Source organism: Acidaminobacter sp. JC074 (genome assembly GCF_022496765.1).
Lineage (GTDB): Bacteria > Bacillota > Clostridia > Peptostreptococcales > Acidaminobacteraceae > JABXKX01.
The window spans coordinates 143,659-168,806 of sequence record NZ_VANV01000010.1; the positions used below are offsets into that span (position 1 = coordinate 143,659).

The 25,148-nt window shown below is 35.3% G+C and carries 21 protein-coding genes; 17 read left to right on the forward strand and 4 right to left on the reverse strand.

Translation table 11 applies throughout. From position 1 onward, the window contains the following. The first annotated feature begins 16 nt into the window (after window positions 1-16). Window positions 17-1,126 carry a Xaa-Pro peptidase family protein gene (locus EZV73_RS12950; protein WP_240840753.1) on the forward strand — a complete coding sequence of 370 codons (1,110 nt, stop codon included), beginning with the start codon at window positions 17-19 and terminating at the stop codon, window positions 1,124-1,126. A gap of 4 nt (window positions 1,127-1,130) precedes the next feature. On the opposite strand, the gene EZV73_RS12955 is transcribed toward EZV73_RS12950, so the two are convergent. Next, window positions 1,131-1,691, reverse strand: a complete 561-nt coding sequence (locus EZV73_RS12955) for an RNA methyltransferase (RefSeq protein WP_240840754.1) — start codon at window positions 1,689-1,691, stop codon at window positions 1,131-1,133. 39 nt (window positions 1,692-1,730) lie between these two features. Continuing rightward, a complete protein-coding gene (locus EZV73_RS12960) occupies window positions 1,731-1,877 on the reverse strand; it encodes a hypothetical protein (RefSeq protein ID WP_240840755.1) in 147 nt (48 codons plus the stop codon). Window positions 1,878-2,239: 362 nt separating this feature from the next. Between EZV73_RS12960 and rocD the strand changes: the two genes are divergently transcribed. The 11 genes from rocD (at window position 2,240) to EZV73_RS13015 (ending at window position 16,214) form a co-directional block, all read left to right on the forward strand. After that, entirely contained in the window at window positions 2,240-3,424 is a 1,185-nt protein-coding gene (gene rocD, locus EZV73_RS12965; RefSeq protein WP_240840756.1) for an ornithine--oxo-acid transaminase, read from the forward strand. A 96-nt stretch (window positions 3,425-3,520) separates the two neighbouring features. Beyond that, complete coding sequence (locus tag EZV73_RS12970; protein ID WP_240840757.1) at window positions 3,521-4,465, forward strand: D-alanyl-D-alanine carboxypeptidase family protein; 945 nt, start codon at window positions 3,521-3,523, stop codon at window positions 4,463-4,465. 9 nt (window positions 4,466-4,474) lie between these two features. Beyond that, window positions 4,475-5,002 carry a signal peptidase II gene (locus tag EZV73_RS12975; protein WP_240840758.1) on the forward strand — a complete coding sequence of 176 codons (528 nt, stop codon included), beginning with the start codon at window positions 4,475-4,477 and terminating at the stop codon, window positions 5,000-5,002. Window positions 5,003-5,102: 100 nt separating this feature from the next. Then, on the forward strand, window positions 5,103-5,801 hold the full coding sequence (locus tag EZV73_RS12980; RefSeq protein WP_255813330.1) for a radical SAM protein: 699 nt from the start codon (window positions 5,103-5,105) through the stop codon (window positions 5,799-5,801). Beyond that, entirely contained in the window at window positions 5,794-6,474 is a 681-nt protein-coding gene (locus tag EZV73_RS12985) for a queuosine precursor transporter (RefSeq protein WP_240840759.1), read from the forward strand. The genes EZV73_RS12980 and EZV73_RS12985 overlap by 8 nt, the downstream gene beginning before the upstream one ends. Window positions 6,475-6,541: 67 nt before the next feature. After that, on the forward strand, window positions 6,542-7,678 hold the full coding sequence (locus tag EZV73_RS12990) for a PAS domain-containing protein (RefSeq protein WP_240840760.1): 1,137 nt from the start codon (window positions 6,542-6,544) through the stop codon (window positions 7,676-7,678). A gap of 67 nt (window positions 7,679-7,745) precedes the next feature. Next, on the forward strand, window positions 7,746-9,686 hold the full coding sequence (locus EZV73_RS12995) for a diguanylate cyclase (RefSeq protein WP_240840761.1): 1,941 nt from the start codon (window positions 7,746-7,748) through the stop codon (window positions 9,684-9,686). Then, complete coding sequence (locus EZV73_RS13000; protein ID WP_240840762.1) at window positions 9,673-11,328, forward strand: bifunctional diguanylate cyclase/phosphodiesterase; 1,656 nt, start codon at window positions 9,673-9,675, stop codon at window positions 11,326-11,328. The genes EZV73_RS12995 and EZV73_RS13000 overlap by 14 nt, the downstream gene beginning before the upstream one ends. Before the next feature lie 84 nt (window positions 11,329-11,412). Further along, on the forward strand, window positions 11,413-12,210 hold the full coding sequence (locus EZV73_RS13005; protein WP_240840763.1) for a hypothetical protein: 798 nt from the start codon (window positions 11,413-11,415) through the stop codon (window positions 12,208-12,210). Between the two features lie 121 nt (window positions 12,211-12,331). Further along, window positions 12,332-13,597, forward strand: coding sequence for a helix-turn-helix domain-containing protein (locus EZV73_RS13010; protein WP_240840764.1), 1,266 nt, complete (start codon window positions 12,332-12,334; stop codon window positions 13,595-13,597). 799 nt (window positions 13,598-14,396) lie between these two features. Continuing rightward, on the forward strand, window positions 14,397-16,214 hold the full coding sequence (locus EZV73_RS13015; RefSeq protein WP_240840765.1) for an ABC transporter substrate-binding protein: 1,818 nt from the start codon (window positions 14,397-14,399) through the stop codon (window positions 16,212-16,214). 65 nt (window positions 16,215-16,279) lie between these two features. Here EZV73_RS13015 and EZV73_RS13020 read toward each other — a convergent pair whose 3' ends face one another. Continuing rightward, window positions 16,280-18,235, reverse strand: coding sequence for an aminopeptidase (locus EZV73_RS13020; RefSeq protein ID WP_240840766.1), 1,956 nt, complete (start codon window positions 18,233-18,235; stop codon window positions 16,280-16,282). 162 nt (window positions 18,236-18,397) lie between these two features. Between EZV73_RS13020 and EZV73_RS13025 the strand changes: the two genes are divergently transcribed. The 5 genes from EZV73_RS13025 to EZV73_RS13045 all read left to right on the forward strand — a co-directional run bounded on the left by EZV73_RS13025 (window position 18,398) and on the right by EZV73_RS13045 (window position 24,710). Then, window positions 18,398-19,189 (forward strand): Mrp/NBP35 family ATP-binding protein, encoded by a 792-nt coding sequence (locus EZV73_RS13025; RefSeq protein ID WP_240840767.1) that lies wholly within the window; start codon window positions 18,398-18,400, stop codon window positions 19,187-19,189. A gap of 59 nt (window positions 19,190-19,248) precedes the next feature. Next, window positions 19,249-20,058, forward strand: coding sequence for a GNAT family N-acetyltransferase (locus EZV73_RS13030; RefSeq protein ID WP_240840768.1), 810 nt, complete (start codon window positions 19,249-19,251; stop codon window positions 20,056-20,058). A gap of 199 nt (window positions 20,059-20,257) precedes the next feature. Next, window positions 20,258-23,659: a 5'-nucleotidase C-terminal domain-containing protein gene (locus tag EZV73_RS13035; protein WP_240840769.1), complete on the forward strand. Its 3,402-nt coding sequence runs from the start codon at window positions 20,258-20,260 to the stop codon at window positions 23,657-23,659. 74 nt (window positions 23,660-23,733) lie between these two features. Continuing rightward, window positions 23,734-24,204 (forward strand): flavodoxin, encoded by a 471-nt coding sequence (locus EZV73_RS13040; protein WP_240840770.1) that lies wholly within the window; start codon window positions 23,734-23,736, stop codon window positions 24,202-24,204. An 89-nt stretch (window positions 24,205-24,293) separates the two neighbouring features. After that, the gene (locus tag EZV73_RS13045) at window positions 24,294-24,710 is read left to right on the forward strand and encodes a helix-turn-helix domain-containing protein (RefSeq protein ID WP_240840771.1); all 417 of its coding nucleotides are present in this window, start codon (window positions 24,294-24,296) and stop codon (window positions 24,708-24,710) included. 40 nt (window positions 24,711-24,750) lie between these two features. Here EZV73_RS13045 and EZV73_RS13050 read toward each other — a convergent pair whose 3' ends face one another. Further along, entirely contained in the window at window positions 24,751-25,086 is a 336-nt protein-coding gene (locus tag EZV73_RS13050; RefSeq protein WP_240840772.1) for a nuclear transport factor 2 family protein, read from the reverse strand. Window positions 25,087-25,148 lie beyond the last annotated feature (62 nt).

Here is a 25,148-nt window from a genome sequence, read left to right on the forward strand (position 1 = left end):
TAAGGGGGAAAGTAATATGTTTAACGAGAAGAAGTTTGATAAATTATTTGAGCTAATGAAGGAAAAAAAGCTGGATGCTGTGATGATTGCACCATCATCTGATATGGAGTTTTTAGTAGATTATCATGCACATGCAGATGAAAGATTAAACTGTTTGGTAGTCCTTTCTGATAAACGTTATTTTCAGATATCGCCACTCTTAAATTATGAAGAGGCAAAGGTTAAATATCCAGAAGATGCCGTCTTCTATAAGTGGGCAGATGGTGAAGGTTTTTTGGATACTGTAAAAAAATCATTTGAAGACTTTGGTTTAATCGGTGGTCGAATTGGTGTTAATGAAACTATCAGAGGGATTGATGTCCTTGATTTTCAAGAACTTTTAGAAGCGACCTTTGTCAATGCACATCCAATGATGGAAGCATTTAGAATCGTTAAGTCAAATGAAGAAATCCAGAATATGAAAAAAGCAGGTCAGATAGCCGATGAAGTCATGAGAGATATTAAGAACTTTATTAAACCGGGCTTATATGAGTACGAAGTCATTGAAGAAATTAAGAGGCTTTATAAAGAAAAGGGTGCAGACGATATTTCTTTCTCACCAATAGTAGCAACTGGTAAGAACTCATCTATGCCGCATTACAATGCAGGCACATCCAAAATTCAAGTTGGCGACAATGTTGTTGTAGACTGTGGTTGTCGCTTTAACAACATGTGTTCTGATACATCAAGAACTTTCTTTGTAGGTGAGCCAAGTGAAGAACAACGTCGTGTTTATGAAATCTGCAAACGTTCGACTTTTACAGCTCAAGATGCTGCTTTATCAGGTGTAACAGCTGGTTCTATTGATAAGGTGGCTAGAGACATCATTGATGGTGAAGGTTATAGAGATTGCTTTTTAAATAGAACAGGTCATGGTATTGGCTTTAGCGTGCATGAAGCACCTTATATCAAGCCTAACAATGAATTGGTATTAGAAGAAGGTATGGCTTTTTCAATTGAACCTGGCATATACATAGCTGGTAAATTTGGCATGCGAGTTGAAAACATTGTGGTTATAGAAAATGGCAAGGGTGTTTCAATGAATCATTCACCGGTAGATATAGAAGATGTGATTATAAAACTATAGGCGTTCATTGAACGCCTTTAATAATTTCATACATAAGAATGGATGCAGCCACACCGACATTTAAAGAATCGCAAAAGCCCTTCATGGGGATTGAAATTGTTTGGTGGTGGTAGTCAAACCATTCCTTAGAAAGACCATATCGTTCGTTTCCAACAACAAGAGCAAGCTTTTCAGGCTTGTTTTTTTGACTTTTGTCACTTGGATTGGCAAGAATGATCTTATAGTTATGAATCATAAGGTAGTCAGCTAAATTCTTAACAGAATCAAAGGACCTGTGGGGAATGTTAAAATAACCGCCCATAGATGCCTTTACAACTTTATATTGGTTGATTCTAGCCCTTTGGTTAACGATGAATATGCCATCAAAGCCCGCACCGTCACAGGACCTAAAAATGGTCCCGATATTACCCGGACTTTCTAAACCGTCAAGAACAAGAATTTTCTTTAGACTGCTTGTTACTTTGATTTTCTTGCAAATCATGACCAAATCAGTTTGACCTTCTTTAGAAGTCAATCTTTCCATGGTCTTTTTACTGACCTCATAGACATCCTTGCTGATCTTCATAAGTTCTGTTACTCGTTGATCTGATGCTCTTTCAGAGCATTAGATCAGTGTTTCAACTAAGGTGTTAGAAGCAATCAATTTTTCGTATGCCCATAACCCTTCGACTGCAAAACGACTGATGTCTTTACCGTCTTTTATTAACTTGTATGTTTTTATAATTGGATCTTTATAATTTATTCTTTTCATGCACCTTCTCCTTAAATTTAGATTCTAATTTAAGTTGCAAAGCTACACTTCAAGATTTAACGTCATGCGAAACTTAAAGTCTTAGCCTTGCATGACATGTATCATTTAACTCGTATACGTTCATAAAATCACCTCTTTTCATTTTAATTGTATCAAGTAGTCTCTTTAAGGCATATGTAGAGAATGGGTTAAAAGAGGACCTAGCATAATTTATTGTATGGTTATAGTGGCAATCATGATGAGTTTTCAGATGATTTTGAAAAAATATAGACAGATGACTTTGATTATGTTAAACTCATTGAAATACATAATTATTTACGGGGAAGCATGTTTATGCATGGCGAACAAAAGGGGGTTAAAAGATGTCAAGAACAAAAGAAATGATTCAAGAAGTAGAAAAGTGGAGTGCCCACAATTATCATCCGATTCCAATTGTAATAGCAGAAGGGGAAGGTATCTGGGTAACAGATGTGGAAGGTAACAAGTATATGGATATGTTGGCAGCTTATTCAGCTGTAAACCAGGGCCATAAACATCCTAAGATTGTTCAGGCCCTTGTTGATCAGGCTGGGAAAATGCCTTTGACATCAAGAGCTTTTCATAATGACAAGATGGGTCCGTACGTAAAAAAAATCTGTGAGTTTACGGGCTTCGAAAAAGTATTGCCAATGAATACAGGTGCAGAGGCTGTAGAAACTGCTTTAAAGGCTGTAAGAAAATGGGGTTATCAAGTAAAGGGTGTTGAATCAGCAGAAATTATTGCTTGTAACAACAACTTTGCAGGTAGAACTATTTCTACTATCTCATTTTCTACAGAAGATCAATACAGAGATGGTTTTGGCCCATTTACACCTGGTTTTAAAACTGTACCTTTTGGTGATTTAGAAGCCCTTGAGGCTGCTATAACAGACAATACAGTTGCTGTCCTTTTAGAGCCTATTCAAGGTGAGGGAGGGATTATTGTACCGCCTCAAGGTTACTTAAAGGGAGTAAGAGAGATAACTAAAGAAAATAATGTTTTGATGGTTTGTGATGAAATTCAAACTGGATTTGGCAGAACAGGTAAGTTATTTGCCTTTGAGCATGAAAACATCAAGCCGGATGTCGTAACAGTTGGTAAAGCCCTAAGTGGTGGTCTATATCCGGTATCAGCCATGCTTTCATCTAAGGAAGTTATGGATGTTTTTAACCCAGGTGATCATGGTTCAACCTTTGGCGGTAATCCACTGGGATGTGCTGTTGCTATGGCAGCTCTAGATGTCCTAAAGGATGAAAACTTAGTTGAAAACTCAGCTCTTTTGGGTGACTACCTATTAAAAGAGTTAAAGAAGATTGAGTCGCCGCATATTAAAGAGGTAAGAGGAAAGGGCCTATTTGTAGGTATAGAACTGGATAAACCTGCGAGACCATTCTGTGAAGCCTTGATGGCTGAAGGTATGTTGTGCAAAGAAACGCATGAGCATACAATCAGATTGGCACCACCTTTAGTTATTGATAAAGAAGCTTTAGACGCCTGTATAGACAAACTTAAAAAGGTTTTGAAATAATGTTTTTTAACTCACCACTCTGCTGGTGAGTTTTATTTATTTTTAGTTTTTTTTGCCTTTAATTATGTTATAATTGAGAAGTTAGAGGTGACTTAGATGAAAAAATTAATACTACTTTGTAGCCTGCTTTTAGTAGGCTGTCAAAATAATGCAGCAATAAATGATATGAATGTTTCATTACCAGATGACAACACCATCATAGTGGATTTTGAAGAAGAAGAGCGTGTTGAGGAAACACAAATAGAAGAAACAGAATCAGAGGAAATCATTGAGAATGAGGTGATTGATATGGTACAAGATGATGTTTATTGGCTTCAAGAAAGCTTAAAAATAGCAGGCTATTATACAGCAAGAGACGGGGCATATGGGCCAGGCACTGAAAAAAAGCTCCATGAGTTTCAACGTGACTATAATCTTGTAGAAGGTCCTTTTGATACACTTACAAAAGATGCTATGGAGCAAGTGAGAAAAGAAAAACTTGCACCAGGCATTGGCACGCCAATGGTCTTGTTAAACAAACATTATTATTTGCCAGCATCTTATGTACCAGACGGTCTAAGGGAAGTGGATGTTGATAAGAACAAGTATATGGAACTGCCTGATGAGGTAGCATCAATTGTTGAACAGATGTTTAAAGATGCTGAAGCCGATGGTATTCATATTGTACTTGCATCTGCTTATAGATCTTATGATTATCAGGAAGGCATTTTCTCAAGAAGAGTGGCAAGCAATGGTTTTGAAGAGGCTGAAACAGTGGTGGCCATTCCAGGTGAAAGTGAGCACCAGACCGGTCTTGCTATTGATATCACATCAGCTGCTATGAATTATGGTCTAGATCAGACTTTTGAAAATGACCCAGCTTTCGACTGGATGATGGAAAATGCTTATAAGTACGGCTTTATCCTTAGATATCTAAAGGGCAGAGAAGAAGAAACGGGATACATATATGAACCATGGCATTATAGATACATTGGTGATGTAAAAGCCAGTCAATATATAATGGAAAAAGGTTTAATTTTAGAAGAGTATTTAAATGAATAGGATGGTGACATGAAGAAATCAGTATTTTTTATTTTTACAGCATTGTTAATCGCTGTGGAGCAAATCATTAAGATTATTATCAACAGCAACTTTTTACACAACAATGATGTAATAATTGAAAACTTGTTATATTTTAAGCCGATGTTTAACAGAGATTATTCTTGGATCAATTCACTTTTTCAACTAGGCGTGGCTAAATGGCCTCATGTCATTATGGTCGCTTTTATCATGACAATGGTATTTTTAGTTTATATGTTTATTGATCATAAAGGCTATAACTCTAAACCTGTATCAACGGCTTTTGCCTTTTTACTGGCGGGTGGTGTATGTTCTTTTGTTGATAAAATCTTCTGGGACGGTTCTTTAGATTATATCTATTTACAGGGACAGTTTACATTTGATTTAAAAGATGTTTACATCAATATATTTATTGGACTTATGATTCTGATGTTCATTTTTGACCATCAAGGGATTAGAACAAGTGATGAGGATCATTTCATTAAAGATTTTAAAGATTACGTTTTAAGACGCAAATAGCGTCTTTTTTCTTTACATTGATTTTCTTTGTGTTATAATAGAATTCGTCTTTAAGAGTGTTTACTTGGTACCCACTATAAAAAACAAGGAGTTGATGCTTATGTCTATCGAAAGATATAGTGTAATTGACAAAAAGAATCCTCGTGAAATTGTACTTTTGAAATCTTCTAAGTGCAAATGGGGAAGGTGTACATTTTGTGATTACATTCATGATAATTCTGATGATATAGACCATATCATCGAGTTAAATAAAGAGATACTTAAACAAGTATCTGGTGAGTTAAATCAATTAGAAATTATTAATTCAGGTAGTTGTTTCGAGCTGCCAACCGAGACTCTTAAAGACATTAGAGACATTGTTGAAGAAAAAAGTATTGAAACAGTGTATTTTGAGAGTCACTATATGTATCGTAATCGGTTGGATGAGATTCGGGACTTTTTTAATGCAAAAATTATCTTCAAATGTGGTGTTGAGTCCTTTGATAACAACTTTAGAAAGTTTTTAAACAAGGGTTTTCAAGCAGCGCCTGAGGAGATTGCATCTTACTTTTCTTCCATATGTCTTATGGTAGGTATAAAAGGTCAGACCAAAGAAATGATCAAAAAAGACATTGCTTTACTAGAAGAACACTTCGAAAGAGGGTGTGTCAATGTATATGTTGATAATACCACTGATGTAAAGAGTGATCCTGATTTGATCAGGTGGTTTGAAGAAAACTATGCTTATCTAGAAGAAAATCCTCAAATTGAGGTACTTTGGCATAATACGGATTTTGGAGTAGGAGGAGAAAATGAGTAACGAGTTACTATGGTTAATTTTTTGTTTGGTTCAGTTTGGCTTATTGGTTTTAACTTATAAGATGTTTGGTTTAACTGGCCTTTATGTATGGATTGGTTTTGGTATTGTAGCTGCCAATCTACAGGTAGTAAAAAGTGTAGATATGTTTGGCATCAGTGCCACTTTAGGTAATATCATTTATGGATCAATATTCTTAGCGACAGACTTGATCAATGAAAAGTATGGTCGAAAGCACGCCCAGCGAGCAGTTCTGATTGGTTTTGTCATGATGGTGTCATTTACAATTATCACGCAACTTGCCTTAAGATTTGCACCAAATGAGTTTGACTTTGCACAAGGTGCACTTGAGACACTGTTTTCAATTCAAATTAGAATTACAGCAGGTTCATTGATTGCGTACTTGATCAGTCAGACTTTGGATGTTTACTTGTTTGATAAGATCAAATCTAAATTTGGTTCACCAAACCAGTTATGGATAAGAAACAATGGTTCAACTTTAGTGAGTCAGGCGATTGATACGGCTATTTTTACATTTATTGCATTTTTAGGCGTGTTCCCATTCCCGGTTGTAATGGAAATCTTCTGGTTCTCATATGTTATTAAAATTGCAACGTCATTAATAGATACACCATTCGTTTACTGGATGAGAGGTATCCAACCAAAAGAAATTTAAACTTACGCACATAATGTGCGTTTTCTTTTTTTTTGCACCTTCTGATATAATAAAGAAGGAGGTGGCTATGACTAGACTAGAAAGATTGGTTGAATACTGTAGGGGTGTTTATAATAAAGAAGATGGCAAGACCCTGTATGATAGGTATTTAAGTGATATAAAATCCATTACACCAGAAGAACTTATAATGGTAGAAAATGAACAACTGAAACTCGGCCTGACCCCTAAGGACATGTTGACATTTGTTGATAAGCTAATCAATGTCTTTTATGAATCCTTGTCGAGTCATGCTTATAAAGGACAGTATCCCGATTTTATTCAGATTTTAATTGCAGAAAATAAAGGTTTAACTAACATCTTAGATGATTTTAAGGTACATTTATATGCCTCTAAGAAGCCTGCTGATACTCTTATAGATGAGTTTGTTGACAGTCTTCTTCTTTACAATCCACACATGGAGAAAATTGAGAATATCATCTTTTCATATATGGAAAAAAAGGCAGATCACTTTGATGGCCTTAAAATTATGTGGTCTCTACATGATGACATCAGAAGGTCTATTAAAATGCTCAAGCATTCGGAGTCATGGATAAAAGATGTAGGAAAACTCTACTTCCTGCTACATGGAGCAGTTAAGAAGCAGGAGTTGATATTGTTTCCAGTCATGATGAATCATATAGATGGACCATCTTTTGAAGGTATGTATGATGCCAGCTTTGAGTATGGTTTTTCATATGTTGAGGTTCCTGAAAGAAGAGAAAGGAAGACCAGTATGAATTTTGATGCATTAAGTAAGATCATTCAGACAGAGACCGGTTCATTGTCGCTAGAAGTTTTAATCAATATTTTAAATGCATTACCTATAGACTTTACATTTGTTGATGAAAGTGATCAGGTGGCTTATTTTAATGATTCCAAGGAACGCATTTTTCCAAGGTCAAAGAGTGTGATTGGTCGTAATGTTAGAAATTGTCACCCACCAGAAAGTGTTCATGTTGTAGAAGATATTTTAGAAGCTTTTAAGAACAAGACCAAGGATAAGGCAGAATTTTGGATTCAAATGAAAGGTTTAATGATCTATATTTACTACATACCTATCTATGATAATAATGGAAACTACAAGGGAACACTTGAGATATCTCAAGAACTTTCTAAAGTCAGGTCCTTAGAAGGTGAAAGACGTCTTTTAGATTGGCATAATTAAAGTTTCGTTTGAAACTTTTTATGCATTTTTTGAACCGAATTGGGTAAAAATACTTAAAGGTGATTAAATGAAAATTCAAACTAAGTTTAAAGATGTTTTAAGAGATTTCATATACAGGTACACCATACTTTCAGCTATTTTAATTTTAGGATTCGCTGTTATGCTTTATGGTGTGCTTTATTATGGTGTTTTTCAAGAAACATTTGACTTGTTTGAAACAGAAGTAAAAGAAAATATCAATGACGAAATAAAGAATGAGATCAGGCAAATGAGCTTTCATTTTGATGATCTTGCCAGTCAAACCAGATTACTGGGACAAGCTTATTCTGACGTGTTTAATCAATATGATAAGTATGATTATGTCCACTTTAAAGCTTTATTTGATATTCATGAAAATGGTGTCTTTTATAAGACTGAAAACGATGGCGGATCATCTTTATATTATTCTGCCATAACACCACTAACAGATTATGCTGTTGAAAAGGCATTGAAAACAGAATGGACTGGTCCTGTTATGAAACATATTGTTGATGAAAATGAGTTGATTGTACAGTCTTATTTTAATACTTTTGATAATATGAATCGTATCTACCCATTTCTTGAGGATGTAGCGACAGTCTTTGGTCCTTTCCAGGATATCCAGACTTATCAATTCTATTATTTAGCAGATAAAGATCATAATCCTAATAGAGAAACTGTCTGGACGCTGCCGTATTTAGATCCAGCAGGACAAGGTTGGATCATATCGTGTTTGTATCCTATTTATAGAGATGATTTTTTAGAAGGTGTGGTTGGCATCGATGTAACCTTAAAGAAATTAGTTGAACATTCTATGTCTGGTAATGCACTGGGAGATGTAGCTGTCCTATTGGTTGATAGCTCAGGTGAAATTATCGCTATGAATGAAAAAGCAGAGATTGTAGTAGGGCTTAAAGAAGCACATGAAGAAAACTATGGTATTGTAACATCTAATATTGTAAAACCCTCTGAGTTCAATGTCTATTCAATGGCACCATCTGCTATTAAGGAAAACATGATAGCTGTTATAGAATCAAAACCAGTATCAGATAACTTTAATTATGTTATTCATAAGGGGACCATAGAACAGACCAATTGGCAACTGATTGGCTTGTCGGAAAAAGACTATGTTGATAAGAAGTTGACTACAATTTATGATGAAGTCCTTAAGAACCTTTTGATCATCATAATTTGTATGATTTTATTGTTTGCTTTTCTACTTAATCTATACAGACATAGAATAAAGGTTGTTTCAGATCGGGTATCAATACCACTAGAGTATATCATTAGACAGACCAAGGATTATGCTGTTAAAGGTGAATATTCGTCCCTTTCCGAATCGGGTATTAAAGAAATTGATGACTTAAATAAAGGTATCTATATGATGACCAAGGAAATTAAGGAAAGAGAAGTTCGTCTTTTAGAAGCCCAAATAGAACATCAAAAAGCTGAAAAAACAATTGAAGCTTACTACAAGGATGCCATCACAGATGAATTAACCCAGCTCTATAATCGTAGAAAAATTGACGATGTCATCGATTCTGAGGTAAAAAGATCCAGAAGATACAACAAGAGTTTTTCTGTTATATTACTGGATATTGATTACTTCAAGGAAATCAATGATGAGTACGGTCATCAGACGGGAGATGAAGTCTTAAAGAGCGTTGCTGGCATCTTAAAAGCCAATGTAAGAGAGTCTGATGTGGTTTCTAGATGGGGTGGCGATGAGTTTTTAATTGTGACCATAGAAACGGATATTGTGGTGGCTTCTTCAATTGCTGAGAAAATTCGACTTGAACTAGAGGGCACGGTACTATATCATAATATAGTAGTAACCACCAGTGTTGGTGTTGCAGATTTTGACAATCGACATGATGATGCAAGAGATATTATAAGAAAAGCAGATTTAGCATTATACGAAGCAAAGAACAGAGGAAAAAACAACGTAGTAAGTATCGAGAAAAATGGAGAGCATCATGAATACAAGTAATAATAATGAATATATATCAGAATATATGGAGTCCTTAACGAGTAAGTCTGTAGATATAAGACCAAGAAGAGAGGCCTTGTATATCACATTTTGGTACCTTTTATTAGGATGCCTGTGGATACTATTTTCAGATAGCCTCCTTAATATGCTGGTCAAGGATCCGGAGCTGATAAGGGTGATTCAGCTGGCCAAAGGCTGGTTTTATGTGCTACTGACAGGTGCTTATATTTATACCTTGATTTACTACCGTATCAGACTCTTAAAACAGGCAACGGACGAAATCCATGAAGGCTATGCCAATTTAGCTGCTATGCAAGAGGAACTGATTGAGAAAGAAGATGAGATTTTTGAGCTTTCTCACTATGACCGTATGACGGGTCTTTTAAACTGGGTAGGACTGTCTATCGCATTTGACAATATGCTTCAGTCCAACAGCCTTCATAAGCAAGTTGTTTTATACATAGACATAGATAATATCAAACATGTAAATGATACGCTTGGACATGATAAGGGGAATCTGGTTTTGTCTCAAATTGCTGAGAAACTTCAGGCTGTAGCCAGCGAAAAAGACATCTTATCTAGAATCAGTGGTGATGAGTTTATATTGATTATGCCTTACGATGGTAGTATCACAGATTTACATAAGAAGGTCCAGCAGATTAGAAAACATATCTCCACGACCTGGAAGTTTGACAGGTATGAGTTTATCATAACTGCAAGTATAGGGGTTGCCCTTTATCCAGACCATGGTGACAACTTAGAGACAATCATAAAAAATGCAGACTCAGCTATGTTTATTGCCAAGGAAAATGGTCGTGACCAGCATTATCTTTATGATGAAAAAATAAGCAAGAAAACAGAACATTATATTGAAATGGTGACTCAGATCAGATATGGTATCACACAAAATGAGTTTGTCCTTTATTATCAGCCTATAGTTGACTTAAGAACAGGTAAGTTAAAAGGCATGGAAGCACTTATCAGATGGGAGCACCCTCTAAAAGGCTTCTTGACACCTTATCATTTCATAGATATCTGTGAAGAGTCAGGCCAGATCAATGAGATTGGCAAATGGGTTTTTGAATCGGCTTGTAAACAGTGTAAACAGTGGTTAGACAGAGGGGTAAGAGAGTTTAAAATGTCTGTCAACCTATCGGGTAAAAGACTCTATAATCCAACCTTGCTAAAGGACATGAAAGAAGTCTTAGACAGGTATGACTTAGATGCCTCATATATTCAAGTGGAAATCACAGAAACAGCAGTGATGGAAAATCTAAACAAGGCCATTGAAATACTAAATGAAATCAGAGATCTTGGTATCGTTTTAGCACTTGATGATTTTGGGACAGGTTATTCTTCTTTAACTTATCTTCAAATGTTCCCAATTCAAGTATTAAAGATTGACAAGGAGTTTATTAAAAGGATTTCTGTTGAAGAAGCTGAGAAAGAAAATAAGATCATCAATTCAGTTATTTACTTGGCGCATTCACTTGATTTAGAAATTGTAGCAGAAGGTATTGAAGTGCCAGAACAAGCTGAATACCTGGTTATCAATGATTGTGATTTAGGTCAAGGTTATTATTATGACAAGCCAATGGCAGTTAATGATTTTGAGAATAAGTATTTTGAAACTGTGCAGTAGGGTGCGCAGTTTTCTTTGTTTATAGCCAATAAACCCCTTGCCGTGATGTTGACATGACATGTTAACATTTCTGTGGAGGGACCTATGGAATATTTAACTAAACTGAATTATCAAGAGAACAATATTAAGATACATTATAGTGATGATGCTGAATCGTCAGCCAAAGATGTCATAGAGCTTCTTGAGGAAATGAGCAATTACTATGAGTATTTATTTAATGTCAAACCTACTTTGACTGTTATACTTGTGAATAAAACAGACTATAAAAAGTTGTTTGAAAAACCATACGGCATGCCCTTTTTATTTGGCAGTGAAAAAGAATGGTACATCAATATGCCTTCTGAAGAGGGGATAATTGTTGATTTAATAAAAGAAGACTACTATTCTATCCACCACCCCTTAGAAGAAAAGTACATCAATGATTACGCCAACTCATTTGTAACATTGATAGGCTTTCATGAAATAGGTCATACTTATTGTTGTGAATTGGGTCTTGATAAACTTTGTCATTGGTTTTCTGAGTTTATGGCAACTTACTTTGCCTATTGTTTTATGGTTGAAAAGAGTCCAAAGCACGCTGAAATCTGGATGACCATTAATCAGGTAACACTCGATGCAAAGCGACAACTAAAGTACATGACTTTAGATGAGTTTAACGAGGCATATTCAACAATGGCCTCAGAAGCACCTGGAGATTATACATGGTTTCAAGGTATGTTTAATGAAAAAGTAGATGAAATCTATAAAAGGTATGGCATACTCTTTATTAAAAATGTTTTAGATACATTTAAAGATGGTAAAATGTCATCTGAAGACTTTGAAGACAAGCTCATTAAAATTGCTCCGGAGTTTGAAGACTGGTTAAATGATTTTAGGAATTAAATAGATAAGTTTAGAAGTCATGATTTTGTGACTTCTTTTATATTAGAAGAAAGATAAGTGTACGAATTTAGATTGGTATGATAGAATGTTGTGAACAGACTAAGTAAGCTTTGGAGGCATCATGGATATTGGTCAAAAAATAAAAAAACTTCGTATAGAAAAAGGTTACAGTCAAACTGCTTTAGCAGGGGATGTTTTCAGTCGGAATTACATCAGTCAAATAGAAAGAGGTGTAACGGATCCTTCAATAAGAGCCATCCAGCACATCGCAAAGGTATTAAATGTACCGGACTATGTTTTAATAGAAGATCAGGCTTTAATAGGTGATGATATAATAGATGAAATAAATGGACGTTTTAAGTCTGCTAGAAGAGTATTTATGAGTGGTGATTATGATGGTTTTATAGCCTTGATACCATCACTTATTGAAAATGAACGCCTTTTAGATTGTTTAGATGTGCTTCATTTAAAAGTATGGCATGTAGAAGCTTATGCCAAACTCTTAGACTGGGAAAATACTTTAGAATATGCAAAGAGATATTTAAATGAAAAGACTAGATATTCTAGAAGCGAACATAAGCTTCTACTAAAAATAAAAAGAGCAGAAGCCATTGTTTATTACAACCGTGGTCTATTTGATAAAGCCATGACGTGTTTTAAGGCTATTGAAGATGAAATCAATGAAGATGAAGTAGATGTTAATATTGATTTTATAATTGAAAACTTAAGTATGATTCAAGTGCTATACGAGTTTTTAGGTGCTGAAGAAGAAGTTGATGCCTACTATCATAGAATAATGGCAATATCTAAAAAGCATAAGGTTGTCACTCAAGGTTTACTACGTTCTATTTCAAGATACTATAGGAATGATAAAAAATCTTCTTTTAAAGAGATCATGGCCTATTATGATTCCGTTTTATCAACAGCCAAGCTTGTAGATGATTGGGGACGTATGACCATAGTTTACTCATGTTTGATAGAAGTGTGTTTTAGAAACAATGATTTAAGTTTGGTGGACGACTACCTGGGTCTTTTAGAAGAAACCATACCCAAGTTAGAAGGAGCTTTTTATCCAGGCTATTATATAGCCTATCACCATTTGTACAGAGGCAAGTATCTTGTACAAAAGAAAGTCTATGAAGAAGCCAAACAGTATTTTAACAAGGCTGTTGAGTTTATAGAGGGAGACAAAAGGATTACTGCTGTTCAACTTCAGATCGATTCCTTGTACGAGTTTGCTTCCTTATATATGAAGTTAGAATCCTATGCATCGACGGTCCTTTATCTTGAAATGGCAGAAGCCATAGCATATGAACACTCTTTGTATGCCAAACTCAAAGAAATTGAAGCCATGAAAGTAAAAGCCTATCAGTCTATGGAAGGCTAATTATATAGTAAATAAGCAGATATGAGCCCATATCTGTTTTTTTTTGAGTTTAAATGTATTGTTATTATGTCTTAACAATTCTCATAAAAGTTAATATATTAGGAAGTGATTTGTGAAGTGAAGACCTTGGTAAAATGAATTTTAGTTTACAATGGCTTGAAATACCCTATTACAAATTACAAAATTGTAAATGAGGCCGATTTTTCACGATTTTTTAAACAATTTTATTAATTGCATGGACTATTTTGTTAACAAGTTGACAATTGTAAATAATTGGCGTTTGACTATAAGACTTTGACTTGCTAATCTATATCACGGAACAGCAATTACTAAACATTTAGAGTTTGGATTGCATTTGGAAAAGGTTTTCAGCTTGCCAGAAGGGAAAAGTCAAATATGGTTAATCGTGTTGGACTTTGGTAAGATGGACTGGATTCAAAGGAGAAAAACTCTGTTCTGGTTATAATGGAGATCTAAGTACTCCAAATTTCCAACACTCCCTGCTTAAAAACTGACCTTTTAGGCTCTGGAATAAATAACACTTAGAAAAGATAAAAAAAAGTATTGTTAGATTCCTAACAGAAAGTGGAGAACTAAGTACTCCATGTTCCAACACTCCCTGCTTAAAAACTGACCTTTTAGGCTCTGGAATGAATAAAACTTAGGTAAAAGTATTGTTAGAATGTTAGCAATAAAAACAAATAATTATGGAGTATGTCTTTGATATCTATTAGCTCGGAGCTACTCCTATTATTTTTTTCAATGTTAAAAAACATGAAACATTTTTAGGAGGGTAATTATGAAAAAGTTTATTACTTTACTGTTAGCAGTAATGTTAGTTTTTTCATTAGTAGCTTGTGGTGGTAACAACGCAACAGATAATGCAGGTAATGCAACTTCTGATAACGGTGAAACTACTACTACTAATGAAGAAAACGTTAGACCATTTGTTGCTGGTACATCAGACTTCAATGGCGATTTCTACTCAGGATGGACAAATTCATCTTATGACAACGACATCAGAAAATTAGTTTGGGGCTTCGGTCTTATGACTGATAACGCTGCTGGTGAAGTTATTGACTCACCAATGGTTGAAGAAAAAACTGTATCAGAAGACTTAACAGAGTGGACTTTCAAAATTGTAGAAGGTCAAACTTTCCACAATGGTGAAGAGTTAACTGTAAGCGATATTAAGTTTACTTTCGAATTCTACATGGATACTGAAGCTTTAGCTGCTACAGGTGGTTCATCATCTATGGCTGACTATGTAGAAAGCATTACTACTAACGAAGAAGAAAGAACAATCACTTTCAAGTTAAAGAAAGTTATCTATACAACAGATGCAACTGTATTCTATGAAACTTGGATTTTACCAGAAGATACAATCAAAGCTGGCGCAGAAGCTGCTGGTCAAAACGTTCAAGAATGGGTTAAGACTAACATCTCAGCTCCAATCGGTAACGGTCCATACGTATTCTCTGAATTCCATGAGTCTGAGTACGTAAGATTAACTGCTTTCGAAGATTACATTGGCAAGAAGCCTGCAATCAAAGAAATCATTGTTAAAGTTACACCATCTGAAACTGAGTTAGACCAGTTATTACAAGGTGAAGTTGACTTATTAAAAGGTGTTGGTGAAGCTGAGAAGATCGAAGCTGCTATGGATGCTGATTTCTTAACAACTAACAACTACTTCAGACATGGTGGTGGTACTATGATCCTTCACTCTGACTACGAAGCATTTGCTTTAACTGAAGTACGTCAAGCTTTCGCATACGTTTTTAACAGACCAAAAGTTATCGAGTTATTCTTAGGTGAATACGGTATCTCATCTCAAGGTCCTTACTCAAAGAACCAATGGATGATGTTTGATGATGACGAAATGTCTATGTTAGGTACTGCAGAAAACTCAAGATTTGAAAATTCATTAATCAACTATGATATCTTAGATACTGATGGTAGATTTGACGAAGAAGCAAACATTGCTAAAGCACACGAATTATTAGACGCTGCTGCTAATAAGACTGAAGGTGAGTACGCTAACTTAACTAAAGATGGTGACAACTACATGTGGAAAGGTGAGCCTTTAGAAATTAAGATCACTTACACTGCTTTCTGGTCTGATACTTACAACTTAGTATGGAATGATGATTACATTTCTAAATTAGGTTTCAACGTATCTTTACACGGTCTTGACTGGCCAGTAATGTACGGGCACTGGACTGGTGACCAAACTGAAGAAAGACAATACCATGCTTTCGTTGGTGGTACTAACTACACAATCAAGTCTAATCCAAAAGGCGACTACGCTACTGATAAGATCAAGCCTTGGGGTCAACCATCAACTAATGGTTCAAGATTCTCAGGTGGTAACACTTACACTGCTGCAGAGTGGGATCAATTATTAAACGATATCGAAAATGCACATCCAATTACAGGTGCTGACGAATATAGAGAATTATGGAGAGAGTATATCAGAACTATCAATGCAGAAGTTCCAGTAATCCCTGTTTACTCAAACAATTACTATGACTTATACATTTCTGATTTAGAAAACTTCAACACAAATGCTTTATGGCCTTGGTCAAGAGCGATCTTAGATGCTAACTGGAAGTAATTTCAAATAGCTTAATCTTAATAAATAAACCACTATCTTTAAGGGATAGTGGTTTTTTAGTTTATTTAATTAAATGGCTCATTGAGCTTTTCTGTACCTGCTAATACAAAACGACCATTTTTGATGATTTCATATTTCTCACCTGATTCAGTCATACCCGTGATGTGACCAATGGAGTCATATGGCAGTGTAATGTCGGTATGAACATTGGTATAGGCCTTTGATAAGTCCTCTTTTCTAAGGATAGACTTTTCATTGTCTCTAGCCACAATACATTTACCATCTGGATTGTATACGTCGATGTCCTCTGCATAGGTATAACATGTATCACCAATGGCAAAGTGAGGTCCCATCTTTTCTACAATAAGAATTGGTAGAATATCTACAATGTCGTACTTTTCAGCGATTACATAAGCCAGTGTATTGGTACCTATTGCAAACTCACCAAGAGGCAGCGTTTTATGAGGAAAAAGTAAGTTTTCTTCAATGTACTTCTTGTTTTCTTCTTCACTAGCAAAGTTCTTACAAGAGTAGTCTTTTACATAACCATCTTGGAAAGTCAGTTTAAGATCAACATACTTTAACTCGTCTAAGAAAACAACGTCTAGATGAAGCATGCCGTTTGTGCCCTTTAGTACTGGTGACGTAAAGACTTCACCGACTGGAATATTAACATCGGCACCACAATTGTAGTAGTTCGACTCTTTCTCTGGTGATGATAATTTCTTATGCATAACCTTTATATCCGTTTCATTGCCTTGAATCCCTTTAATATGCACATAGTCAGATTTGTCTAAGGCATCAATAATATGCTGTTGTATTGGAAGATATTCTTCACTTGATAATTGATTGATCTTACATGTGTCAGCATATATCTCTTCAAAGTTTTGACCAATTTCAGGCACTGGGAAGGCTATGATGCAAAAACTTGTTTCAGTCCCTTTATAGTACTCATCTGATTTAGACCTGTTTTTATTTCTCATCTCCTGAGACAACTTGTTCTGTACGTCACTGTATTGAATTGAAGATGATTTAGAAGCAGGTGAGAATGGTGTTTCACCAAACTTGTCAAAATACATGATGCCTGAGTAATCATAAGTAATATCTTTCTGTTCCTCTAAAACTTTAGAAACAGTTTGAATATTCTTTTCAGCAAATGTTTCATTTAAGTAGATACCATCATCAAAACGATGGTCATACTGGTACTGCTTATTAGCTGGAGTAGAAATAAGTCCACCATAAAAGCCTGTTAAGTTTTCATCTTTGAAGGCTTCTATCAGTACTTGAATCATTCTTTCTTGACCGACATTGTACTTAATTTGAACATTGTTTCTTAGGGTGACATCTTTACCATCTGTCTCAAAACCTTTTACATAGGCCTTGGCTGTCATGACCATAAGCTTTTTAAGTTCGTCACTATCATAAGTAGATAAGAACTCTGCAGTTTTGATTTCATTGTCTGTAATATAAAGGCCAAACTTAAATAGATATCTCAGATCAGTAAGGTCTGAGCTTGATATAACTTGTGTCGCAAATGACTTAACTGGATCAGACTGTGTTTTTACTTGGTTTGTAAATTCGCTATGTAATCTTGATAGCTTAAATGATCTATATATTTCTACCAGTTCATCTAAAGAGCCGCTAGAAAGCTTATCAGATATCTCTTCATAAAGACTTACATAAGATCCTAAGCCATTTGTATCGTGTTTGTAGGCCTTTTGGATACAATTTCTGAAATCTGTATAAAGCCCTGTTATGAATTTTCCTTTGTCTGGACCAAATATAGAGACTGCATAATCTGGATTTGCATAAGAGTTTTTATAGTTTTCCTCTAATAGCTCTAAATAGAGTGATTTGTTGTGTGCTCTAAGTGTTTCAAAGTCATTTTCTTTAAAAAAGTCCTCTGATAGAGTCTTTTCTAACTCTAACCATTTGATCAACTCATTGCCTAAATGGCTTATAAATTTTCCTTCATTTGAAGTGTCTGCTTTTGACAAAACAGCTTTTACTTTTGTTAACATAATTTTATCCTCCCAAATCATCATACCAATTATGGTTACTAGATTCAAATAGGCTGGATGGGATTAATTCTTTTTAAATATTTATCTTGAAATTCTTGACAAGAAATTTAAAGAGCGTATACTGAATATGGTGGCATATGCCATATAAACAAAGGAGGCGCTATGGATCAAGTAGTGAATTTTGACTTTAGAAAGAAAAATAAAATAAAGAAAATTATTGCAGTTATGTCTGGTAAGGGTGGTGTTGGTAAATCAACAGTTACTGGCCTAGTAGCTACAACATTAAAGAATGCTGGTCATTCGGTTGGTGTTTTAGATGCAGATATTACAGGCCCATCTATTCCAAAGTTATTTGGTGTAAACAAGCAAAAGGTTTTCCAAACTGAAGATGGCTTGTCGACAGCAGAAAGTGTAACGGGTATAAAGATTATGTCGCTTAACTTACTTCTAGATAATGAGGACGATCCTGTTATTTGGAGAGGACCGATCCTTGGTTCTACAGTACAACAATTCCATGATGATGTTGTATGGGGTGACTTAGATTACTTGGTAATTGACTTACCACCAGGGACATCAGATGTAACCTTGACAGTAATGCAACAAATAAAAGTAGATGGTTTGGTGGTTGTTTCAACACCTCAAGACCTGGTACAGTTAATCGTCAATAAATCTATTGTTATGGCCAATAAGCTTGAGACACCAATTGTCGGCTTAGTAGAAAATATGTCTTATTTCATGTGTGACAAGTGTGATGAAAAACATTATCTGTTCGGTGAAAGTAAAGTCAAACAAGTTTTAGATAAACACGATATACCATTACTTGCGGAACTGCCAATTGATAAGACCCTGGTAAGTCTTGCTGATGAAGGTCGTATAGAACTTTATCCAAAAACAAACTTAGAGTTTGGTGCTTCGTTTGAAAGAATGCTCTTATCTGAAATTGATAAACTATAAAGCGATGCTTAGCATCGTTTTTTTTGTGGTATAATTTTTCTGTAGAGAAAGGAATGATCATGGAAATAAAATGTTGTAATGAAGTGAACTTTGACCATGTTTATCAAGCTTTTAAAGAAGGGTTTTCAGATTATATCATTCAAAAGGAAATCAGTCAGGAAGACTTTAAATCCCATTTCTTCGGTCCAGAAGGCAATCGTCTGATATTTTCATTCATAGCCTATGAAGATGAAAAACCAGTAGCTTTGATACTTGGCGGTTGCAAGACTTTTGAAGGTATTCTAACATTAAGGTGCGGGGCCATGTGTGTTGTACCAGACTACAGGGGCAGAGGCATTGCGCTTGACTTAATGAAAAGACATGAAAAGCTTGCTGTTGAACTTGGCTGTAAACAGTTATTCTTAGAATGTATCACCAAAAATGAAAAAGCCTTGAATTTTTACTTGGCCAGTGATTATCGGGTTATTTATCAGCTCAAGTATTACACTCGAAAAAAACACAAGTCACAGGCGGGACAAGTTGTTGAAGGTGATTTTATTGATTATAAGGATTATAAAGACCAAGTTGAAGGCCGTGTAAACTGGCAAAATGAGATCTGGTATTTAGAAGGTTTATCACCTGAAGTTAAATACATCAAGCTCCATGATGAGATTGTAGCCATGATGGTTCATATGGGACCTAAAATAGCTTATTTACACGTGAAGAAGCATTACCGTTTGAATGGTTATGGTAAAATGCTTGTAAATGCCATAGAAGAAAAACCTGTCAGAATCAGTTTTTCATCACAAGGAGGCTTAGAAGGTTTTTTAACAAACATTGGTTTTGTAGAAGACTCTATAAGTCAAGTTGAAATGTATAAGTTTTTATAAGGCGCTTTTAAGTGCCTTTTGTTGTTTTATAACAAAATTTCAGAATAATTTGGAAATAGTCTTTATATTAAACTTTGTAGTGATAAAATTGATTTATAGGGGTTAGTTTGGGTAAATGTATCCCTGTAGGGGCAATTGAGTCTCAACCGATATTCATAGAGGGTATTGGTCATTTGTTTTACATATTAGAGGAGGGAAAATGATGAAGTATAGGAAACTGAGTTTGTTTCTAGTGCTTGTGATGTTAATGTCATCACTTCCACTTGCAGCATTTGCTGAAGACACTTATGTTATCGAAGAAGGTGACGTTCTTTGGAAAATCGCTCAGAAGTATGGTAGAACATATGAAGATCTAGCTGTTTATAATGACATCGAAGATCCAAATATGATTTACGCTGGAGATACTATTAAGATTCCAGAAGGAGAAATGAAAAAAATCACAGTATTAGGTACTGCTGATATGCATGGTAGAATCTATGCTTATGAGTATGCTATTGATGCTGTTGATAAGGATGCTGGTTTAGCTAAGATTCAAACTTTAGTTAAAGAAGTTCGTGCTAACGAAGAAAATGTTATCTTAATGGACGTAGGTGATACTGTTCAGGATAACTCAGCTGAATTATTCAATGATTTACCAGTTCATCCAATGGTTCAAGCAATGAATGAGATGGACTTTGATATTTGGGCATTAGGTAATCATGAGTTCAACTTTGAAAAGTCGTTCTTAGAAAGAAATATTGCGGCATTTGAAGGTGAAGTATTATCTGCAAATATCTACAATGAAGGTACTGACACAAGATTTGTTGATGGTTATACAATCATGGACGTTGATGGTGTAAGGGTAGCTATCGTAGGTATGATCCCTCCACATGTACCAATTTGGGAAGCTTCTGCTCCAAGTCACTTTGCTGGTTTAGAATTTACTGATATTACTGAAGAAACTGGTAAAGTTATTAAAGAATTAGAAGGTAAATACGATGTATTAGTTGGTGCTTATCACTTAGGTCCTGATGCTTACAAAGGCATGCCAGGTATCGAAGATATAGCTGCAGCATACCCACAATTTGATGTAATCTTTGGTGGACATGCTCACTCTAAGTACCAAAATGAAGTGAATGGTGTTAAATTAATCGAGCCTGGTAAATATGGTTGGGCTTTAGCGAAAGCTGATTTATACATCGTTAAGGATGAAGATGGTTATGATGTAGCTAAAGTAGCTACTGAAAATATGGAAACTTATACAGTTACTGAAGATCAAGGTATCTTAGATAAGTTTGCAAATGTTCACACTGAATCAATGGCAGATGCTAACATCGTTGTTGGTACAGTAACAGAAGATTATGTTGCTAATGTAGATTACATTACAGGTGAAGCAAGTGTAACAACTATGCCTACAACTCAAATTGAAGATACTGCATTAATTGACTTAATCAATGATGTACAATTATTCTACACAGGCGCTCAAATTTCTTCTGCAGCAGCATTTAAGACTGATATGAACTTAGTTGCTGGTGACTTCAAGAAGAAAGATGTTGCTAACATTTACAAGTATCCTAATACTTTGACAGCTGTAAATATTACAGGTGCTAACTTATTAGATTATATGGAGTGGTCAGCTTCATACTACAACACTTATATGCATGGTGATGTAACAGTATCATTTAACCCTAGCATTAGAGGTTACAACTATGATATGTTCGCTGGTATGACTTATGGTATTGATATTTCTAAACCTGAAGGTGAGAGAATTGTTAACCCTAAGTTTGATGGTGAAGCAATCGACCCGGCAGCAACATATACTTTAGCAGTTAACAACTATAGATTCGGTACTTTAATGAACAATGGTTGGGTAACTGAAGCAGACAAGATTTATGATTCATACGAAGAAATGCAAGACGCTGGTAGAATCAGAGACTTAATTATTAAGTACATTGATGAAGAAAAAGGTGGCGTAGCAGAACCTTCTGTAGATAATAACTGGTCAATCGTAAATGCTGATCTTAACCATCCACTTAAAGATGAAATCATGAAGATGATTGTTGATGGTGATATTTTAATTCCAAGATCAGAAGATGGTAGAACACCAAACGTAAAAGCGATTAACGTTTATGAATTAATGCAAGAAGGCATCATCGATGAAGTGGATGAGTTAACTATTCTTCATACAAACGATATGCATGGTTTCTTTAACTATGGTAAGTATGATGGTATGGGTGCTGCACTTCTTAAAACTAAAATCGATATGATGATGGCACTATCTGATAACACATTGTTGTTAGATGGTGGTGATGCTTTGCAAGGTCACAACCTAGTAACACTCTCTAAGGGTGAAACTGGTACTAAAATTATGGATTTATTAGGTTATGATGCAATGGCTGCTGGTAACCATGAGTTTGATTACGGTGCTGATAGATTATTAGAATTAGAAGCTATGATTGATACACCTATATTAGCAGCTAATGTTGAAACAAGCGCAGGTGAAGTATTCTTAACACCTTACATCATTAAAGAAATGGACGGCTATACTGTAGGTATCTTCGGTTTAGCTACACCTGAAACTGTTTATAAGTCTCATCCAAACAACACAAAAGGTTTAACGATTGTTGATCCTAAAGAAGCGGCAGCGAGTGCTGTTGCAATGTTAGAAGATAAAGTTGATATTATCATTGCTGTTGCTCATCTTGGAAATGAAGGTGAATATACTTCTGAATCTGTTATTAAAGCCGTTGATGGCATTGATGTTCTTGTTGATGGTCATTCTCATACTGAATATCCTGAAGGGATTATGGTTAATGATACATTAATCGTACAAGCTGAGGACAAGACAAAGAACTTAGGTATTGCTAAATTGGCTATCAAAGATGGTGTAGTAGTTGATAAAGTAGCTTACATGTTTACCAAAAAAGAAGCTATGATGTTAACACCTGATGCTGAAATGGAAGCATTATTAGAAGACATTGAAGAAATCAATGCACCTATAGAAAAAGAAGTAGTTGCAACTGCGCCTTATCAATTAGATGGTGAAAGAGCAGATGTAAGAACTGGTGAAACTAACCTTGGTAATATGATTGCTGAAGCATTATTAGATATTTCTGGTGCTGACGTAGCTCTTACTAATGGTGGCGGTATCAGAACATCAATCGATGCAGGCGAAGTTACTAAAGGTGAAGTATTAACAGTATTACCTTTTGGTAACACAGTAAGAGTATTAGAAATCACAGGTGCTGATATAATTGCTGCTATCGAAAATGGTATCACTGATTATCCAGAAGCTAAAGGTGCTTTCCCTCATATCGCTGGTATGACTGTAGAGTTTGATGCAACAAAAGATGCTGGTTCAAGAGTAACTAAGCTTATGGTTGGTGATGCATTAGTTGATGAAGCTAAGACATACACAATTGCTACAAATGACTTCTTGTCTTATGGTGGTGATGGTTATAAGATGTTTGTTGGTAAAACTGTAGTAGCTGAATTTGGCGCTATGGATGAAGTTCTTATCGACTATATGAATGAAAAAGGTTTCGAAAAGGCACCAGTAACTGATAGAATTAAAGATATCTCAAACGACGTATCTTTCTATATTACTAGATTTGCTGCATAAAAAGATATTAAGAATCTGTCTACTGGCAGATTCTTTTCTTTTTTTGCGGTACTATGGATGTAGGAGGATTTTATATGAAAAAATTGGTCGTTTATTATTCTTATGAAGGTAACACAAAGTATTATGCGGATTTACTCGCCAATCACTTGCAAGCAGATGTTTTAGAGTTAAAACCTGTGAATGAAAAGTCATCAAAGGGCTTTACGAAATTTGTATGGGGTGGTTATCAAGCTGTGATGAAAAAGAAGCCTGAACTTGTTGCTTATAACTTTAGGCCTGCAGATTATGAAATGCTTGTGTTTGCAACACCAGTCTGGGCGGGAACATTTGCACCACCTCTTAGGACTTTCTTTGAAAGAGAAGATATCAATGGTAAAAAGGTAGCCTTTTTATATACCCACCAAGGTGGTCCTGGCAAGGTAAAAGAGCAATTAGAAGAAGTACTGTCGGACAATCATCTTTTAGGTTCTATGGATATACTTACTAATAAAGGTTCTCAAGAAGAAAATAGGAAACGCCTTTTAAGTTGGGCTCAAGCACTTTAGGAAGAATGCGCGATGTATTCTTCTTTTTGCATAACAATTGTTGCATTATATTCTCTTTTGTTCTATGTTATTACTAGGAGGGGATGAGAATGAGAGATTTTTATACGCCAAAAGAAGTGGCAAAGATCTTAAGTGTACACGAAAAAACTGTAAGAAGATATCTGAGAGACGGTGTTTTAAGAGGACAAAAGCTTGGCGGGTCTTGGAAAGTGTCAAAGGAAGTTCTGATGTCGTATATGGGTCAAAGGCCTGAAGAGTTTGAAGACCCCTTCGACATGGAAAGTAAATCTACTATTAGAATGAGCTTAAATATTGAGATTGATGTGAAAAATGCGAAAGAAGGCCATAAGCTTGCTCAGAAGTTGATGGATATAATCAATAAGAATGATTATCCATCTTGTGACTTTAAGTACAAATGTAGTAAGAAGTTGGCAAAGTACGATTTATCGGGTTCGTATGATTTTCTAAAGACCGCTTTGGATATCTTAAGTGCATATGAAAGTTAAAAAGCCATCTTAGATGGCTTTTTCAGTCTAATCTTTAACACTATTCTTCTAAGAACCAAATCCTTTTAATAAGCCCATTTTCGAATGCCATCATGTTGAATTCGTCGTGTTCTGAACCGTCAGGTTCTTTCATATGTTCTGTAAAGACAACCTTATCTTCTAATGTCATCATGCCTACGATTGTGCTTTTAGAACAACCATTTCTAAAAGCATCGTCGTAAAACTTGATAACGTCTTTCTTGCCTTGAACCAAGATAGAATTGCTATCAAGATTTCTTATGATGATATCAGGATGTATCACTTCCCCAAGTCCTTTAATGTCTCTACTGTTGAACATGGTCATAATACTGTCCATATACTCTTTAGTGATTTTCATAACAACCTCTTTTCAACGATTAGACTGGTATTAATAAGCTACCCATGTCACATTCTAATAAT

Excerpts from the sequence above, each read along its gene's own strand:
- EZV73_RS12995 (WP_240840761.1), top strand. The coding sequence starts at position 7,746 with ATGAAAATTCAAACTAAGTTTAAAGATGTTTTAAGAGATTTCATATAC.
- EZV73_RS13035 (WP_240840769.1), top strand. The coding sequence starts at position 20,258 with ATGATGAAGTATAGGAAACTGAGTTTGTTTCTAGTGCTTGTGATGTTA.
- rocD (WP_240840756.1), top strand. The coding sequence starts at position 2,240 with ATGTCAAGAACAAAAGAAATGATTCAAGAAGTAGAAAAGTGGAGTGCC.
- EZV73_RS12955 (WP_240840754.1), bottom strand. The coding sequence starts at position 1,691 with ATGAAGATCAGCAAGGATGTCTATGAGGTCAGTAAAAAGACCATGGAA.
- EZV73_RS12950 (WP_240840753.1), top strand. The coding sequence starts at position 17 with ATGTTTAACGAGAAGAAGTTTGATAAATTATTTGAGCTAATGAAGGAA.
- EZV73_RS13030 (WP_240840768.1), top strand. The coding sequence starts at position 19,249 with ATGGAAATAAAATGTTGTAATGAAGTGAACTTTGACCATGTTTATCAA.
- EZV73_RS12980 (WP_255813330.1), top strand. The coding sequence starts at position 5,103 with ATGTCTATCGAAAGATATAGTGTAATTGACAAAAAGAATCCTCGTGAA.
- EZV73_RS13010 (WP_240840764.1), top strand. The coding sequence starts at position 12,332 with ATGGATATTGGTCAAAAAATAAAAAAACTTCGTATAGAAAAAGGTTAC.
- EZV73_RS13045 (WP_240840771.1), top strand. The coding sequence starts at position 24,294 with ATGAGAGATTTTTATACGCCAAAAGAAGTGGCAAAGATCTTAAGTGTA.
- EZV73_RS13040 (WP_240840770.1), top strand. The coding sequence starts at position 23,734 with ATGAAAAAATTGGTCGTTTATTATTCTTATGAAGGTAACACAAAGTAT.
- EZV73_RS12970 (WP_240840757.1), top strand. The coding sequence starts at position 3,521 with ATGAAAAAATTAATACTACTTTGTAGCCTGCTTTTAGTAGGCTGTCAA.
- EZV73_RS13000 (WP_240840762.1), top strand. The coding sequence starts at position 9,673 with ATGAATACAAGTAATAATAATGAATATATATCAGAATATATGGAGTCC.
- EZV73_RS13005 (WP_240840763.1), top strand. The coding sequence starts at position 11,413 with ATGGAATATTTAACTAAACTGAATTATCAAGAGAACAATATTAAGATA.
- EZV73_RS12960 (WP_240840755.1), bottom strand. The coding sequence starts at position 1,877 with ATGAAAAGAATAAATTATAAAGATCCAATTATAAAAACATACAAGTTA.
- EZV73_RS13025 (WP_240840767.1), top strand. The coding sequence starts at position 18,398 with ATGGATCAAGTAGTGAATTTTGACTTTAGAAAGAAAAATAAAATAAAG.
- EZV73_RS12975 (WP_240840758.1), top strand. The coding sequence starts at position 4,475 with ATGAAGAAATCAGTATTTTTTATTTTTACAGCATTGTTAATCGCTGTG.
- EZV73_RS13050 (WP_240840772.1), bottom strand. The coding sequence starts at position 25,086 with ATGAAAATCACTAAAGAGTATATGGACAGTATTATGACCATGTTCAAC.
- EZV73_RS13020 (WP_240840766.1), bottom strand. The coding sequence starts at position 18,235 with ATGTTAACAAAAGTAAAAGCTGTTTTGTCAAAAGCAGACACTTCAAAT.
- EZV73_RS12985 (WP_240840759.1), top strand. The coding sequence starts at position 5,794 with ATGAGTAACGAGTTACTATGGTTAATTTTTTGTTTGGTTCAGTTTGGC.
- EZV73_RS12990 (WP_240840760.1), top strand. The coding sequence starts at position 6,542 with ATGACTAGACTAGAAAGATTGGTTGAATACTGTAGGGGTGTTTATAAT.
- EZV73_RS13015 (WP_240840765.1), top strand. The coding sequence starts at position 14,397 with ATGAAAAAGTTTATTACTTTACTGTTAGCAGTAATGTTAGTTTTTTCA.